Source organism: Halomonas sp. GFAJ-1, assembly GCA_002966495.1.
Taxonomy (GTDB): Bacteria; Pseudomonadota; Gammaproteobacteria; order Pseudomonadales; family Halomonadaceae; genus Vreelandella.
Map to the genome: position 1 here is coordinate 30,213 of CP016490.1, position 15,646 is coordinate 45,858.

A 15,646-nucleotide genomic window follows, 5' to 3' on the forward strand; every position below is an offset into this window, starting at 1 on the left:
CATAATGTCGTTAGAAACTCGCCAAACCGTCACACAGCTAAGGTGGCTAATATCATGAAAAATTCAAACCTCAATTCTGCCATTAATGAGGTTGAGCTTAAGCTGGCACTGCCTTCCACACAGGTGGATGCGCTGTTTAACCACGCGACCGTTGTGGGTGCGGCGCCATTAAAACAGCATTTAGTTAATACCTACTTCGACACGCCTGCCGGTGATTTAGCCAGGAGCCAGATCGCCGTACGCCTGCGCCAAGTAGATAGCCACGTGCTGCAAACGGTTAAAACTGCAGGCCATGGCAGCGGAGGCCTATCAAGCCGCCAGGAGTGGGAGTGGGCGCTTAACCACCGGCAGCTGGACGCTACCGCTCTTGCTGAACTTCCACCCTTTCAAGGCGAACTAGCAAGGGCTATTGAGCAACTAACCCCTACGTTAAATACCGACTTTACCCGTCACAGCTGGCAGCTAACGTGGCAAGGTAGCCATATTGAGCTGGTATTGGACGAGGGGGAAATTATCAGCGGCGGCGCCCACGCATTGATTTGCGAGGTAGAACTGGAGTTAAAAGCGGGCGAACCAGAAGCGCTATGGTCCCTGGCACTAGCGCTTACGGAAAGCGTGCCGCTGCGGCCATCTGACAGCAGCAAAGCTGCCCGGGGTAACGCCTTGGCCGCTAACCAGTGGCCGCTTCCGGATGCCAGCACGCCCGCCCAGTGGCTACACCGGGCTACCCTGGCGCTAGATGCTTATCACGACAGTGGTCAAAACACGCACTTAGTAGCGGCCCAGCAGGCCTTGAATGCCCTGGCCACTCACCCTCAGCTGGACGATAACCTACACCCTATTGCCCAACAGCTGCCCAATGCACTTACTGCCAACGGGCAGCCGAGTGCTGCTTACGGCCACGCCGCGTTAACGCTGGCCCATCGCTTGTCGACACAAACCCCGCTACGCTGATACGCATTAAGCCCACTTCAGGATGACACGATGAGCTTTCATTTAACCCCCGGTGCAGAGGGGCTGCGCACGCGGCTTTTCCATATTATTTTTGAGTCGGATACGCCGGGGGCCAAGGCATTTGATCTTGCGCTGATTATTGCCATTTTGATGAGTGTAGCGGTAATACTGCTAAACAGCGTGGAAGCCTACGCCACGCGCTATGGCGCTATTTTTTTCTATGTGGAGTGGGCCTTTACCCTGCTATTTACCATCGAGCTAGCAGTGAGGATCTATTGCCTTGAACGCCCAACCCTCTATCTAAAAAGTTTTTACGGCATCATAGACCTGATCGCCATTTTGCCCACGTGGCTAGTGCTATTAGTGCCCGGCGCTCAAGGGCTGGTCATTGTTCGGCTACTGCGTGTGCTGCGTATTTTCCGCATTTTACGCTTAATGGAGTTTGTCGGCGAAGCGCGGCTGCTAATAGATGCGCTCAAACGTAGCCTACGCCAGATTTTGCTGTTTTTTAGCAGCATTCTGATGGTTGTTACGCTGTTTGCCGCGCTGATGTACACCATTGAGTCGCCAGAGGCAGGCTTTACCAGCATCCCCATGTCCATTTATTGGGCGATTGTTAGCATGACCACCGTAGGCTACGGCGACATTGTGCCCGCCACGCCCTTGGGCAAGTCGATCACTATGATTTTGATGCTGCTGGGGTACTCGATTATCGCCGTACCTACAGGGGTATTTTCGGCCCAGGTAATACGCTCTATTCGAGAGGATCGTTATTCAGATGAAGCCTGCCCTGGCTGCGGCCACGACCGGCACGAAAAGCGCGCCCGCTACTGCTTGCGCTGCGGCACATGGCTGGACGAAGAGAGCGAAGATCCACGCAAGAAGAAAAAAGAGCACAAAAACGAAAAAAGGCCCTAGTCATGCACTAGGGCCTTCTCAGCGAGCTGGCTAGCTTTCAAGTGGGCAGCTACAACTTACTCGTCTTCAAAAGGTGCTTGCCAAGCTTCAAGCTCCGCGCCGCTCCAATTTCCGTAGGACGCATTGGGGAACACAATCCAGTCGTTACCAAACCGTTCTGCATGATCATTAACCAGATCGCGCTGCTCTTCAAGGCTGGCGTCGACAAAGTCACCCGAGAAATCATGCAGCGTATCGCCCAGCTGCATCACAAGCGTGTGGTTGTCTTCGACAATCGCGCGACGCTCGGTCTTCGGAGGGCCAAGCAACATCACTCGCTCGTCAGATACCTGGGGAAACTCTAATGCTTCCATGGTAGCCAGCGTATCCGCTTTATTTTCTTGGTAGCGATCCGATACATAGTAGATCGACACACCCTGCTCATCGGCAAACTTCAGGAACTCCATGGCACCTGGGATCAAACGCGGCTCGCCTTCGCGCTCCCAATGCAGCCAAGTATCCCAAACAGTGAAGTCGTGACAGGCCTGCATATCGCGCACTAATAGGGCACTGTTATCGATAAGGGTCTCATCCACATCGGTAATGATGGCCAAGTCGGCACCTTCACCATGCGCTTCAATCTGTTTCTCCAGACGATAGGTCGCCAGTTCGAAGCCTTGGCGCTGTAAAGCAATTATTTCTGCGGATTGCTGTTGGTAACGAAGTCCCATGGCGTATTCAGTCTGTTCACAGGCACTAGCGTCATCGGCTACAGCGTTTCCCGACAGCGGGAGTAGCGCTAAGCTTGCGAAAGCCGTTGCTGTGGCAGCATTACGGTATCGAGATATCGTCATTAAGCAATCTCCAGTTATTGGTGATTATCAAGTCGCGGGGGAACCCCACACCATTCATCACAATTAATTATAGACATTAAGCATTATCATCATAATTTATTTTTATTGCTCATTCAAATAAGAAAGGAGACATGCCAAAGAAAGCACTATTGATGCGCTTGTTATCACTGCTCTGGATGGATGATAGATACATGCAGAAGGTAAACGTAAACAGCCCCCGTCATCAGGGGGCTGGTCATCAATGCTAGCAGGGTATTAACTCGTAAACGGCGAAACATCGCCCCGGCCTTCGCGCAGGATTTTAGGCGGCAGCTCACGTAGGTCGATCACACTGGTGGGGTCTAAATGACAGGCACCACCGTCGATAATGGCGTCTAAATGGGCGCCAAAGCGTTCGCGGATCTCTTCAGGGTCGCTCATGGGCAGGTCATCGCCGACCGGGATAAGCGTTACGCTCATGAGCGGCTCGCCCAGCGCGGCTAACAAGGCGTGGGTAATACGGTGGTCCGGCACGCGCACCCCGATAGAACGACGCTTAGGGTGCAGTAATAGGCGCGGAACTTCGGTCGTGGCATCCAGAATGAAGGTATAGGGGCCAGGCGTATGCGCTTTTAACAGCCGAAACACGGCGTTATCGACCTTGGCGTAGGTGCCTATCTCAGACAGATCCGAACACACCAGCGTAAAGTTGTGTTTATCGTCTAGAGAGCGCAGCCATTTGATTTTCTCAATCGCCTTTTTTTCGCCCAAGTGGCAGCCCAGCGCATAGCCGGAGTCCGTCGGATACGCGACCACACCGCCTTTACGAATGATTTCTATGGCTTGGTCGATCAAACGCTTTTGCGGATTTTCTGGGTGTATCTGGAAATATTGGCTCATCGCTTGCTCCTGCTGGTAGGGCTATGTTCGCTATGTATTTTTTAGCTTGATCCGTTCAGCTTAGCTGATTCGCAGGCTTGTCACCCACGCGCCAGCATTCCACTGGGCGCATCACGCAGATGCGCGAGGCGCGGGTGCTCCCAGATAGGCGGCGCAGCGGTACGGGGGATCAAACTCATGCTACCGGGGGCAGCGTGGCTACCGGGAAAGTGAAAATCGCTTCCCATAGAGGCGTAGAAGCCACGTTCGACCAGTTGGCGTGCCAGGTCACGGGTGCTGTCAGGGTTTTGCTGGCCGCTCACCAGCTCTACCCCCTGCCCACCGGCTGCTTGGAAGGTGTCCATGAGCAGGCCGCGCTTGCGCCGAGTTAGCCCGTGGCGCAGCGGATGCGCGAGAACCGCCACGCCCCCCGAGGCTACTACCCACCCTACTGCCTCGCTAATTTCTGGCCAGAGTGCTTTTACATCGCCTTTTTTACCGCTGCCTAGGTAGCGCTTAAACGCGCCCGCCCAGTCAGGCACCATGCCTTCGGCTACCAGTGCGCGGGCAAAATCAGGACGACCCAAGGGGCGCTCGCTACCCGCCTGCTGCCGGGCTTTTTCAAGCGCATTGGCAAGCCCCGCTTTCTCCAGCCGCTCAGCAATCACCTCGGCACGCTGTATGCGTGCCAGGCGCTGCTGTTCAAGCCCTTCTATCATAGAACCCTGCAGTCCGCCGGGCATAAGCGCCACCACATGAATATTAATTCCCTGCCAACGGGTGGATAACTCACAGCCAGGTACCAGGCATAGCCCTGCGTGCTGAGCAGCTTCTGCCGCTTCGGCTACGCCGTCCATGGTGTCGTGGTCGGTTAATGCCATGTGGCTAAGCCCACGCTCAGCGCACAGCGTTACTAGCGCCGTTGGGGTAAGCGCGCCGTCGGACGCCGTTGAGTGCATGTGTAAATCCACGGGGTAACGCTGGTCGGCATCAAACACATGGGGCAAAGAAATTGCAGGAAGTAGGGGCATAAGCATGACGCCGTGTGGCGAGTTTGTCAGAATAGGTGAGTCATACACAAACAGGCATCCTGTTTCCCCGTTAACGGTTCACAGGCGCTCGCCATGGTGCGCGCTAATGTAGAGGCGGTCAATCCTACGGCTTAACTACCGCCTCTTGCATTCAAGGAGTTACACCTATGCTATACGCGATTATTAGTGAAGATGTATCTAACAGCTTGGAGCGCCGCTTAGCGGCCCGACCCGACCACCTCGCCCGGCTAGAGGCATTGCGCGATGAAGGCCGCTTGGTGCTAGCAGGCCCCCATCCAGCCATTGATGCCGAAAACCCAGGTGAAGCCGGCTTTAGCGGCAGCTTAGTGGTCGCAGAGTTTGAAAGCTTAGATGCCGCTCAAGCCTGGGCAGACGCTGACCCGTATATCATTGCAGGGGTGTATGCCAAGGTAATTGTTAAGCCATTCAAGAAAGTTTTGCCTTGACCGATTAGAGTGAGTGTGGAGGGACCGACGTCTTTTTCACAGAGCCTGTGGAAAACTCTGTGAAAACTCGGCGGACGCTTTTCTATAAGCCAGCGATAGCGCCACGATTAACAAGTTGGTTATTTTTTAACCAATTTTTATTATTTACTTCATCACCACGGATACCCGCGTGACCCACCGCCCTGTTCAACGCCCCATTGTCCTACCCCCGCTTGCGGCGTTAAGCGTTCCGTTGCTCTCCTGGAACGACGCCTCACCCCACTCGGATGCCTTCGGTGATGTCTACTTTTCCCGGGAAGATGGCCGCGCGGAAACCGAGCACGTCTTCTTAGGGGCCAATCATCTTCCCGAGCGTTTTTCCACTTGGCAGCACACCCGCGCCTTTGTGATCGGTGAAACAGGCTTTGGCACCGGGTTAAATATGCTCTGCGCCTGGGCCTGTTTTGAACAGCACGCACCCGCCAACGCGCGACTGCATCTGTTATCCACAGAGATGTTTCCCCTCGACCGAGACTCATTGACCCGCGCGTTAAGCGCCTGGCCTTCGCTCGCGCGTTATTCACAGCAGCTATGTGCCCTATGGCCAGAGGCTGTCAGCGGTATCCACCGATTACACCTTAGCGAGCGTGTCACGCTAGACCTGCACTTTGGCGATACCACAGAACGGCTGACGCTATTAGCAGGCCTGGTGGACGCGTGGTTTTTAGACGGCTTCGCGCCCTCTAAAAACCCTGGTATGTGGCAGCCAGCGTTGTTTGAAGCCATGGCCGCCCGCTCTCGCCCGGGCGCTACTTTTGCCACGTTCACCTGTGCAGGCATTGTTAAACGCGGTTTAAAAGCAGCAGGGTTTCACTGGAAAAAGGTGCCGGGGTTTGGGCGTAAACGGGAAATGCTCGCAGGCTCTATCGACACGCCACCTAGCGACACCCGCCGCCAATCAACACCATGGTTCACGCCCCCCGCGGCGAAGCCCGCTAACCATGTGGTCGTCATAGGTGCCGGCATCGCCGGTTGCAGCATGGCGGCGGCTCTGGCAAAACGCGGGCTAAAAGTGACCGTTATTGAAAGAGATGCCCCAGGTGCAGGCGGCTCTGGCAACCGTCAGGGAGCGTTGTATGTAAAACTCGCCGCCGAAACCAACCCTCAAAGCCGCTTCTATTTTGCGGGATTGCTCTACAGCCAGCGCTGGCTTAGTCAGCTCGTTTCCAGCACGCCGCTTGAGATGCCTCTGTGGCAGCCCTGCGGGGTGGTGCAGTTAGCCTTAAGCGACAAAGAGGCCGCTCGCCAACAGCGCTTTATGGCCGGCCATCCACTGCCAGAAACCGTGGTTTCCGCCCAGAGAGAAGCACTTAGCGAACTCAGCGGTGTGCCGGTATCAGCCGATCACGGGCTTTTTTATCCCCAGGCGGGCTGGGTTCAGCCCAAACGGTTGTGTGAGCAGCTGCTTGAACACGCCAATATCACGCTCTATAAAGGGGAAGCCTCCGCTTTGCACCAGGAAGGCAGCCAATGGCAGGTTGAGATGGCTAGCGGTAATTCCGTCAGCGCTGATCACGTGGTGGTGGCCAACGCGACGCTTGCCAACCGTTTTGCACAGACCGCTGAACTGCCATTGCAGCAGGTACGCGGCCAAGTCAGTGAACTGCCCCTCCCCAAAGGAGTAAAGGCCCCCAAGCGGGTAGTGTGCGCCGGTGGCTATGTGTCGCCACCGTTGGAAGGCGTTTTGACATTTGGCGCCAGCTTTGTGCCCAATGACGCCACCCACCACGTCACCACTGACGACCACCAGCGCAACATTGACGAGCTGCGCCTGGCGCTACCCGAGTGGGTCGCAGAGCTTGAAGCATCTGGCCTAGCGTTAAGTGCTGACGCCCTGGGAGGCCGCGCTGCTGTTCGCGCGGCAAGCCCAGATAAAAGCCCCTATGCAGGGCCAGTGCCGAAGGCAGCTGCCTGGCAACGCGACTACGCGGTGCTGCGCAAAGATGCCTCAAAAGCGCCCAATATCAACGGGGAGCACTACGCTGGACTGTGGATCTCCACTGCCCATGGCTCTCGCGGGCTGGCCAGCGCCCCGTTGTGCGCCGAAGTGATTGCCTCAAGTGTATGCGACGACCCGCTACCGCTAGAGTTACCGCTGGTAGATCACCTGCACCCTGGGCGGCGCATTATCACCGCGCTGGTGCGAGCTCAGTAGTCGCCCTCTTCCTCATCATCAGCTAGGTCTCGCCCAAAGGAGCGCCATTGGGCGAGCGTCATCACTTCGGTCATTTCCAGCTCCAGGTCATGAGCAATAATCAGTTCATGGCGCTCTAACTGTTTTTTCACCTCGGCTACCCAGCCGTGCATACCCTCGCCGGTTGTATCGGTGGTGTCATAGCCCTGGCGGGTGACAAACGCTTCCAACAAGGCATTCAGTGTTTCCGGCGGCAGCATGCGCGCCGGCACTTCGATAAATCGGCTCATTCGCTCTGCTCCCAGGCAGCTAGGCGCTCAATAAACGTCGCTTCATCAATGACCTCAACGCCCAGCTGCTCTGCTTTGGCTAACTTGCTGCCTGCTGCCTCACCGGCCACTAAGCAGCTGGTTTTCTTTGAGACACTGCCCGCCACTTTAGCCCCCAGCAATTGCAGCCGCGCTTTACCTTCGTCCCGGGTCATGGTGTCCATGGCACCTGTCAGCACCCAGGTTTGCCCTTCAAGGGGAGTGGGCCCATGGGTCACTTCACTCTCTTGCCAGGTGATACCGGCATCCAGCAGCGCTTGAAGGGTCTCTAGGTTATGGGGCTGGCGGAAGAAGGTGTGGATATGGGCTGCCACAATAGGCCCCACATCATTAACTGCTTCTAGCGCAGTGAGGTCAGCGTCTTGCAACGCTTGCAAGGTTCCAAAATGGTTGGCCACGTTAGCCGCCGTCGCCTCGCCCACCTCACGAATGCCCAACGCGTAAATAAACCGCGCCAAGGTAGTATTTTTAGCCTTATCCAGCGCGTTCACCAAGTTAGTAGACGACTTCTCGCCCATGCGCGGCAGGCTTTGCAATTGCCCCGCCGTCAGGTGAAACAAGTCTGCCGGGGTTTTCACCCAGTCTAGATCCACTAACTGCTCAATAAGCTTTTCACCCAGCCCATCAACATCCAGCGCCTTTCGGCTGGCGAAGTGCTTTAGCGCTTCTTTGCGCTGGGCAGCGCAGTAGAGCCCACCCGAGCAGCGGGCAACTGCTTCGCCTTCCAGGCGTTCAATGTCCGAGCCGCACACTGGGCAGTGGTCAGGAAAGGTAATCGTGCGTGCTTCTGCCGGTCGCTTATCGGTATCCACCCGCACAACCTGGGGAATAACATCCCCTGCACGGCGAATAGCGACGGTATCGCCAATCATCACACCCAGACGGGTGATCTCATCGGCGTTATGCAGTGTCGCGTTGGATACCGTTACGCCGGCAACCGTAACCGGCTCAAGCCGCGCGACCGGCGTAATAGCCCCGGTGCGGCCCACCTGAAACTCTACATCATTCAGTGTGGTGACCTCTTCCTGGGCAGGAAATTTAAACGCTACTGCCCAGCGCGGGGCACGGGCCACAAAGCCAAGCTCTCGCTGGTGACGAAGATCATTCACCTTAATCACAACGCCATCAATGTCATAGCCCAATTGATCACGCTTTTCGCCTAGCTGTTCGCAGTAGTCAGCGACGGCCTGGGGGCCGCGCATAGTGCTTAACTCGGCGCTGGTGCGAAACCCAAGCACCGATAGTCGCGCCATCAGCGCACTGTGGGTAGTGTCACCCATATCAGGCTGCAACCGTGCCGCTTGATAAGCATGAAACTCTAATGGGCGAGTGGCGGTAATACGCGGGTCAAGCTGGCGTAAGCTGCCAGCGGCTGCGTTGCGCGGGTTGGCAAACACCTTACTGTCTTCATCCCTGGCACGGTCATTAAGCGCCTCAAAACCCGCATGGCGCATAATCACCTCGCCGCGCACTTCCAACAGCTCGGGTAGGTCTTTACCTATCAGTTTTAGTGGTACAGAACGCAGGGTGCGCAAGTTCGAGGTAATTCCCTCCCCGGTGCGTCCATCCCCGCGGGTGGCGCCAATCACTAATACGCCCTGCTCATACACTAGCGATACCGCCGCGCCATCAAGCTTTGGCTCGCAGCTAAACTCAATCTCTGTTGCGTCACACTCCAAGCGCTCGGCGACCCGTTCAGCAAAGGCCACCACATCATCACGGCTAAAAGCATTATCCAATGAGAGCATGGGAATAGCATGGGCGACTTCAGGAAAGCCCTCCGCCGGTGCAGCACCTACACGCTGGGTGGGCGAATCTGGCGATATCAGCGTAGGGTGCTCAGCCTCTAGTTGCGTCAAGCGCTGAAGCTTTCGGTCATAGTCCGCATCGGTCAGTTTCGGTTCGTCCAACACGTAGTAGCGGTAATTAGCATCATCTAGGTCGGCGCGGAGCTGGCTAATTTCTTCAAGCAAACGGGGGTCAGTCTGACTCATTCAGGAGGTTCCGGCATACAAAGTAAAACAGACGTTTAATAACAAAAACACCCGCCTTCGTAGAAGGCGGGTGTTATAACAACGCGGTGATTAACGTGCCTGCAATTGGCGGTGCAGGCGGTGGCGACGCTCAAACTCGTGCACTCGCTGGCGAGCAAACTCAATGGTTTGCGCGGTCATCACGCTGCGGTTTTCATCTTTTAACTCACCGCCCATATGGCGTACCAACACCATAGCGGTTTCCACCATGGCCTCAAAAGCGGCGGAACTATCCGTCGCACCGGGTAGAGGCATCAGGAACGTAATACCCGGGGTAACGAACTCGTCCATTTCCTCAATGGGGAAAGTACCGGGCTTAAGCACGTTAACCATCGAGAACTGCAGCTCACTATCAGCGCTTTCCGTTTCAAACCGGTGAAAAACGCCCATTTCACGGCTGTAGCGCAGCCCGCATACCATCATTAATTCAAGTAGCTTGGCACCATCAAAGCCTTCGAGATCACGTGATAGAACGCTAATCACGACCATTTCATCGGCGTTGGTCAACGTTTCCTTGGCATGCGCGCCATTAACGTCGTGGCGTAACGCCTTTTCAAGCGCTGGGTGGGCACGTACAACGCGATCCTGGGCGGTGTAAGCATCGGTTACATATTCATCATACTCATCGACGCTGTCGTAACCTTGGGAATAGTCGTTAGCATATCCCTCGGAGAGGCCTTGATAATGTCCTTCATCATGGCGGCTCACCGGAGAGCTAGCGGCAGCTTCACGCGCTTCTTGCTGCATTGCAATTCGCTGAGCTTCCGCGGCGCTGGCCGCCGCTTCTCGGGCCTCTGCACGCTCTTGGGCAATACGGGCTTTTTCAGCTTCAGCGGCTTCTTTCGCCTCGCGGCGCTGCTCTGCTTCGAGGGCCTTGCGCTCAGCTTTCTGTTTGGCTAATGCTTCGGCACGCTTGGCTTTTTCAGCTTTCTTAATGGCTTTTTGCTTGCGGCGCTCAATCAAGCGGCGTTTAAAGGAGCGTCCAATACCCTCAAAATCAACCAGACGGTATTCATCAATGGCATCGTCATCAAGCTCGTCGTGTTCGCCCACCGTATCTGAGCGCAGCTGACGGCGCTTAGGCGCATCAGAGGCGTGTTTGGCAAACACAGCATCTTCCGGCTCGGCACGCAGTACGGGCTCTGGCTCTGCTTGGCGCTCTGGCGCCTCCGTTTGTGCGGGGGCTTCTTCTGCCGTAGAAAGAGTGGCAGATGGAGTATCAACACCTGAAACAGGCTGTTCAGTAGCGGTAATGCTAGCCGCAGCAGTTTGGGCAGCTGGCTGAGGCGGCGCTTGCTCTACCTTGGTTTTTTCACTTTTTAGTTTTTGATCAGCAATGATGGCTTCAGAAGCAGTTGGTTCAGAGACCGTTGGTTCAGAGACAGTGGTTTTAGAAACAGTTGGTTCAGAAGCAACGCTTTCAGGCATTATGGATTCAGGAATCGTTGCTGCTTGAGCAGTCGCTGAGGGCATCCGGCTGTCGTTATCGGCCATGGACATGCTAGGCTCGCGACGGTCTTGCTCGAATGCTGGCTGCTCACTGTGCTTGACCTCATGGGTTGAGGGCGCGCTAGCCTGAGGTTCGATAATAGGTGGAGCAGATACAGTCTTAGGTGGAACAGACGCAGTTTTCTGCTTAGCCGTAAATTTGTGCTTAGGCATCGCTTTAGAAAAGGAGTGTTTAAAATCATTGAGCACTTTGGAAGGCCCAGGATGCTCTTGTCTCTCTAACTTGGGCTTTTTTCCAAGCCCGCTGTAGTCAGCAGGTTTAACTACCCTGGCGCCACCGTTGGGTAACTCCCAGTTTATCTCGGCCTCTTTAGCATCGTCATCGAACTCCTCCGGTTTAACGGCCGGTAAGTCGTTGACTGCTTGGTCCAGTCGAGGGACGCGACGCTGACGCTGGAGTCTTCGCACACCGTCGACCACGATAAGCGAAACAAGCGCCAGTCCTAGAATGATTAACCACTCTCTTAATTCCATGTCGAGCATTCCATGGGTCATTTAACCGGTTGCTAAGGCGCCATGCCTGAAGACGGAAACCTTTTGGATAGTAACTAATTATCACCAAGCATAGCGCGATTGCTACGAAAAGGGCCACTTTTTGCTATTTTCTACGTTAGTGCGACGCATTAGATGTTTTTAAGGCAATTTTCCGACCGTATCAACCGTGAAAAGTGCAATTTTAGTGCTTATTAACATCAAGTACCGCATCTTTTCACTTTGGCTTTGCTCATTCACTAAGCGAAAGGCCGCCCGCTCGTCCCTCTAACTCGTTAATCCAGCTGCCTTTAAATCCAACATCCTTGATTCTGTATGAATCTAACTTTTCTGATACTGCCCTGGCGTTTGAAGCATGGTGTTTGAATAGTTTAACAAAAGTGATCAGTGTTCAGCGCTGATGAATCACCCCAGCTTCTATTGCTGAATGTAAGGCTAGTGAATATTTTTGTTTCTTGCGAATTTCTCTAAAAGATTCTGTTCGCGTACGGTGATGCACTGACGCTTAGTGGTTAAAGCTGTACAGAGAAAATGCTAATCCACCAGTGCAGCGGCTTCATCAATCCCCACCGAGACTAGCCGCGACACCCCAGGCTCCTGCATCGTTACCCCCATCAGGCGCTCAGCAGCTTCCATGGCAATTTTATTGTGGGTAATGTAGATAAACTGCACGCTTTCCGACATCTCTTTGACTAGCTTGGCATAACGGCCAACGTTGGCGTCGTCCAGCGGGGCATCTACCTCGTCTAGCATACAGAACGGCGCCGGGTTGAGCTGAAAAATCGCAAAGACCAGGGAGAGCGCCGTTAGCGCCTTTTCACCCCCCGATAAAAGATGAATTGTACTGTTTTTCTTGCCTGGCGGGCGGGCCATGATGGCCACGCCGGTTTCCAAAAGATCATCCCCGGTTAAGGTTAGCCAAGCAGCCCCGCCGCCAAATACTCGCGGAAATAGCGTTTGCAGCCCCGTATTCACCTGCTCAAACGTTTCCCTAAAGCGTACGCGGGTTTCCTGATCAATACGCTTAATCGCACGCTCCAACGTTTCCAACGCTTCGGTTAACTCGGCATGTTGGGCTTCCAGGTAGTTACGCCGTTCAGCCTGTTGGTCGTACTCTTCAATGGCGGCAAGATTGATGGCGCCCAAGCGGCGAATTTTATCCGTAGTGCTCTCTAAACGCTCCTGCCATGCGGTTTCACTGGCGTCGTGGGGCAAGTGTTCGGCAAGGGTTTCTGCGTCATGACCAAGCTCGGCTAACTGTTCATCCTGGGTAGCGGCCTTTAGCACCAGCGCTTGCACTTCCATGCGGCGCTGCTGCAGCTGCTCACGGCTCTGCTCTAGGTTACGTTCATGCTGCTGACGGGCCAGCTCGTCATTCCGCAGTTGCTCAGCCAGGGCTTGGGCCTTTTGGCGAGTCTCGTTTAAGCGTCGCTCTTGCTGTTCGCGCTGATAAAGCAGCTCCTCAAGTTCTTCGGCGGCAAGTTCAACCGGCTCTACCAACATTTCCCGTGCTTCTTCTAACTCGGCAATACGCAGCGCCAGACGCTCTTCACTATCGCTACTGCGGGCTTGCTGGGCACGTAGGCTATCGCGTTCAGCAGTTAGCCTTTCCCGCTCAAGTGCTAGGGACTGCTGGCGCGCTTTAAGGGGCGCGTGCTGCTGGTTGAGCTGCTCGCGTTGCTCGCGCTGACGACTACGCTGCTGAACGCTAGCTTCACGCGCGTTAGCAGCGGCTTCTAACTGCTCCATGGCACTGTGCCAGCGGGCACGCTGCTCTTCTAGCGTGAGCGTTAGTTCCGCCTCGTCCTCCTGCAGCTGTGCCAATTCATCGTTAAGCTCGCTGGCACGGCCCTCTAAATGCTCCAGCCGCTGGGCGAGGCGCTGCTCTTGAACCGCTAACTGCTGCAGCGTCGCCGCATGAGCGCGCTCTTCTGAGGCCTGCTGCTCCCGGGTATGCTCTAATGCTTCGATGGTGTCACTAGCGGCGTCACACTGCGCGTCTAGCAGTGCCAGCGCCTTTTCATCCTGCTCGCGACGGGCGGCTAACTCATCATAGCGGCGGCGGGTTACCAAAAGCGCATCCACGCCTTCGCCATTGGCCTGCTGGTGAAGCCAGCCACGTCCGCGCCAAACCCCATCACGGCTCACCACACTCTCCCCCGGTGCTAGGGTCGCAAGCAGCGCCTCGGCGTCTTGAGAGGTTTCCGCATAGTGAATACGTGCCAGCCACTCGCCGAGTGCACCTGCGCCGGTTACCAGCGAATCTAGACGGTGGCGAAGTGACGGTGAATACGCCGTTTGTTCGATCAAACACCAGTCAGTCGCCAGCGCTTCAGGCAAGGTTTTTAATTGCTCAGTGGCGACCAAGCGGGCATTTAGCCACGGCTCAAGCAGCCAAGAGATCACCCGCTCCCACCCTTGGGTGACGCTAATGGCTTCTCCCAAGCGCGGGGCATCTGTAAGGTCATGGGCCGCTAACACATCCGCTAGCATTGGGTCGTGGTCGGCCAACGCAGCTTCAATTAACGCATTAAGCGAAGCCAGCTCTCCTTGGCGTTGCGTTAACTCGGCGCGCTGCTGGTCGCGGGCCTGAACAGCCTGTTGGTAGGCGGCTTTGGCATCGCTGTAGCGTTGCTGCCACTGGTCGCGTTCAACTTGAAATGCGCCGCTGCGCTGCTCCGCCTCGTCACGCTGCTCTTGACACTCGGCGTGTTCTGAACGTAGCACGGTGACATCGGCCAACTCCCCTTGCTGCTGCCGACGCCGCTGGCTTTCCGTTTGCAGGCGGGTGATGCGCTGCTCTAAGTTGCGTAGCTGATCTTGGCTACGGTCGGCTTCACGACTGGCATCCCGCCAGTGATTCTCGGCATCACTCCACTGCTGCTCGGCGGCTTCTAACGCAGGGGAGGCGTCAGCGAGGGTTTGCTCAAGAATCTCCAGCTGCTCCTCAAGCGCTTCATGTTCAGGCAGTAGGTCATCGAAGCGAGCGTTGATTGTCGCGAGGCGTTCTTGGTCGCCCTCGCTGACCCGGCGCTGTTCGCTCAGGTCTCTACGAGCGGTGGTGATATCGCTTGCTAGCTGCGCATCGCGGCTGCGACGGTGAGCTTGATCTTGTTCTAGGCGGGCGATGCGCGTAGTGGTTTCGTAAAACTGCTGCTGGTGGCGGTCAAGCACCTCGGCCAGCTCATCGTGCTGCTCACGGGCTTGCTCAAGGCGTGTTTCGCACTGGCGAACGCCAAAAACGTCTTTTTCAACGGCAATTTCCAACTCGCGGACGCGGCTTTCTTGATGGGACTGCTCAATACGCAGCGTGCGACCGCGCAATAGAGCAAGCTCGCCCTTTAGCCGGTACTCTTGTTGTTTGAGTTCTTGATAGCGTTTTGCCGCTTCTGCCTGACGCTTAAGGCGTTCCAGCTGTTTATCCAGCTCTTCACGAATATCATCCAGGCGCTCTAAGTTTTCCTGAGTACGGCGCATGCGGTTTTCAGTTTCCCGGCGGCGCTCTTTGTACTTAGAAATACCGGCGGCTTCTTCAAGCGTAGCGCGCAAGTCATCGGGCCGGGCTTCAATCAGCCGGGAAATCATTCCCTGACCAATAATCGCGTAGGAGCGTGGGCCAAGGCCGGTGCCCATGAAAAGATCCGCAATATCCCGACGGCGGCACTTCTGGCCATTAAAAAAGTAGTTGGATTGACCATCTCGGGTTACTAGGCGCTTAACGGCAATCTCTGAATACTGGGCATACACGCCACCCATGCCGCCATCACGGTTATCGAACTTTAGCTCAATGGACGCTTGACCAATGGGCTTACGACCCGTTGAGCCATTGAAGATAACGTCGGCCATTGACTCACCGCGCAGGGTTTTCGCTGAGGACTCCCCCATTACCCAGCGCACGGCATCAATGATATTGGATTTACCACAACCGTTTGGCCCAACGATGGCCGTCATATTGCCATCGAAGGGCACGGTGACAGGGTCAACAAAGGACTTAAACCCAACCAGACGAATAGAGGTTAAGCGCATTGCGACCCTTCTTAGCAGCTACT

At 55.6% G+C, this 15,646-nt stretch carries 11 protein-coding genes; 4 read left to right on the plus strand and 7 right to left on the minus strand.

What is annotated here, in order from left to right; all coding sequences use genetic code 11:
- The first annotated feature begins 54 nt into the window (after positions 1 to 54).
- Complete coding sequence (locus BB497_00120) at positions 55 to 954, plus strand: adenylate cyclase (GenBank protein AVI61221.1); 900 nt, start codon at positions 55 to 57, stop codon at positions 952 to 954.
- A 30-nt stretch (positions 955 to 984) separates the two neighbouring features.
- A complete protein-coding gene (locus tag BB497_00125; protein ID AVI61222.1) occupies positions 985 to 1,872 on the plus strand; it encodes an ion transporter in 888 nt (295 codons plus the stop codon).
- Positions 1,873 to 1,928: 56 nt separating this feature from the next.
- On the opposite strand, the gene BB497_00130 is transcribed toward BB497_00125, so the two are convergent.
- From BB497_00130 to BB497_00140, 3 genes are all read right to left on the minus strand, one after another.
- Positions 1,929 to 2,705, minus strand: coding sequence for a 5'-nucleotidase (locus BB497_00130; GenBank protein ID AVI61223.1), 777 nt, complete (start codon positions 2,703 to 2,705; stop codon positions 1,929 to 1,931).
- A 255-nt stretch (positions 2,706 to 2,960) separates the two neighbouring features.
- Positions 2,961 to 3,584: a threonylcarbamoyl-AMP synthase gene (locus BB497_00135; GenBank protein AVI61224.1), complete on the minus strand. Its 624-nt coding sequence runs from the start codon at positions 3,582 to 3,584 to the stop codon at positions 2,961 to 2,963.
- Positions 3,585 to 3,664: 80 nt separating this feature from the next.
- Positions 3,665 to 4,594: a phosphatase gene (locus tag BB497_00140; GenBank protein ID AVI64211.1), complete on the minus strand. Its 930-nt coding sequence runs from the start codon at positions 4,592 to 4,594 to the stop codon at positions 3,665 to 3,667.
- Positions 4,595 to 4,761: 167 nt separating this feature from the next.
- Between BB497_00140 and BB497_00145 the strand changes: the two genes are divergently transcribed.
- Both BB497_00145 and BB497_00150 read left to right on the plus strand, forming a co-directional pair.
- Positions 4,762 to 5,061, plus strand: coding sequence for a hypothetical protein (locus BB497_00145; GenBank protein ID AVI61225.1), 300 nt, complete (start codon positions 4,762 to 4,764; stop codon positions 5,059 to 5,061).
- 169 nt (positions 5,062 to 5,230) lie between these two features.
- Positions 5,231 to 7,255 carry an FAD-dependent cmnm(5)s(2)U34 oxidoreductase gene (locus tag BB497_00150; protein ID AVI61226.1) on the plus strand — a complete coding sequence of 675 codons (2,025 nt, stop codon included), beginning with the start codon at positions 5,231 to 5,233 and terminating at the stop codon, positions 7,253 to 7,255.
- On the opposite strand, the gene BB497_00155 is transcribed toward BB497_00150, so the two are convergent.
- The 4 genes from BB497_00155 to BB497_00170 form a co-directional block, all read right to left on the minus strand.
- Positions 7,249 to 7,524, minus strand: a complete 276-nt coding sequence (locus BB497_00155; GenBank protein AVI61227.1) for a hypothetical protein — start codon at positions 7,522 to 7,524, stop codon at positions 7,249 to 7,251. The two genes, BB497_00150 and BB497_00155, sit on opposite strands and share 7 nt — an antisense overlap.
- Positions 7,521 to 9,557, minus strand: a complete 2,037-nt coding sequence (gene ligA / locus BB497_00160; GenBank protein ID AVI61228.1) for a DNA ligase (NAD(+)) LigA — start codon at positions 9,555 to 9,557, stop codon at positions 7,521 to 7,523. The genes BB497_00155 and ligA overlap by 4 nt, the downstream gene beginning before the upstream one ends.
- Before the next feature lie 90 nt (positions 9,558 to 9,647).
- Positions 9,648 to 11,579, minus strand: coding sequence for a cell division protein ZipA (locus tag BB497_00165; protein ID AVI61229.1), 1,932 nt, complete (start codon positions 11,577 to 11,579; stop codon positions 9,648 to 9,650).
- A gap of 552 nt (positions 11,580 to 12,131) precedes the next feature.
- Positions 12,132 to 15,623, minus strand: a complete 3,492-nt coding sequence (locus tag BB497_00170; protein ID AVI61230.1) for a chromosome segregation protein SMC — start codon at positions 15,621 to 15,623, stop codon at positions 12,132 to 12,134.
- Positions 15,624 to 15,646 lie beyond the last annotated feature (23 nt).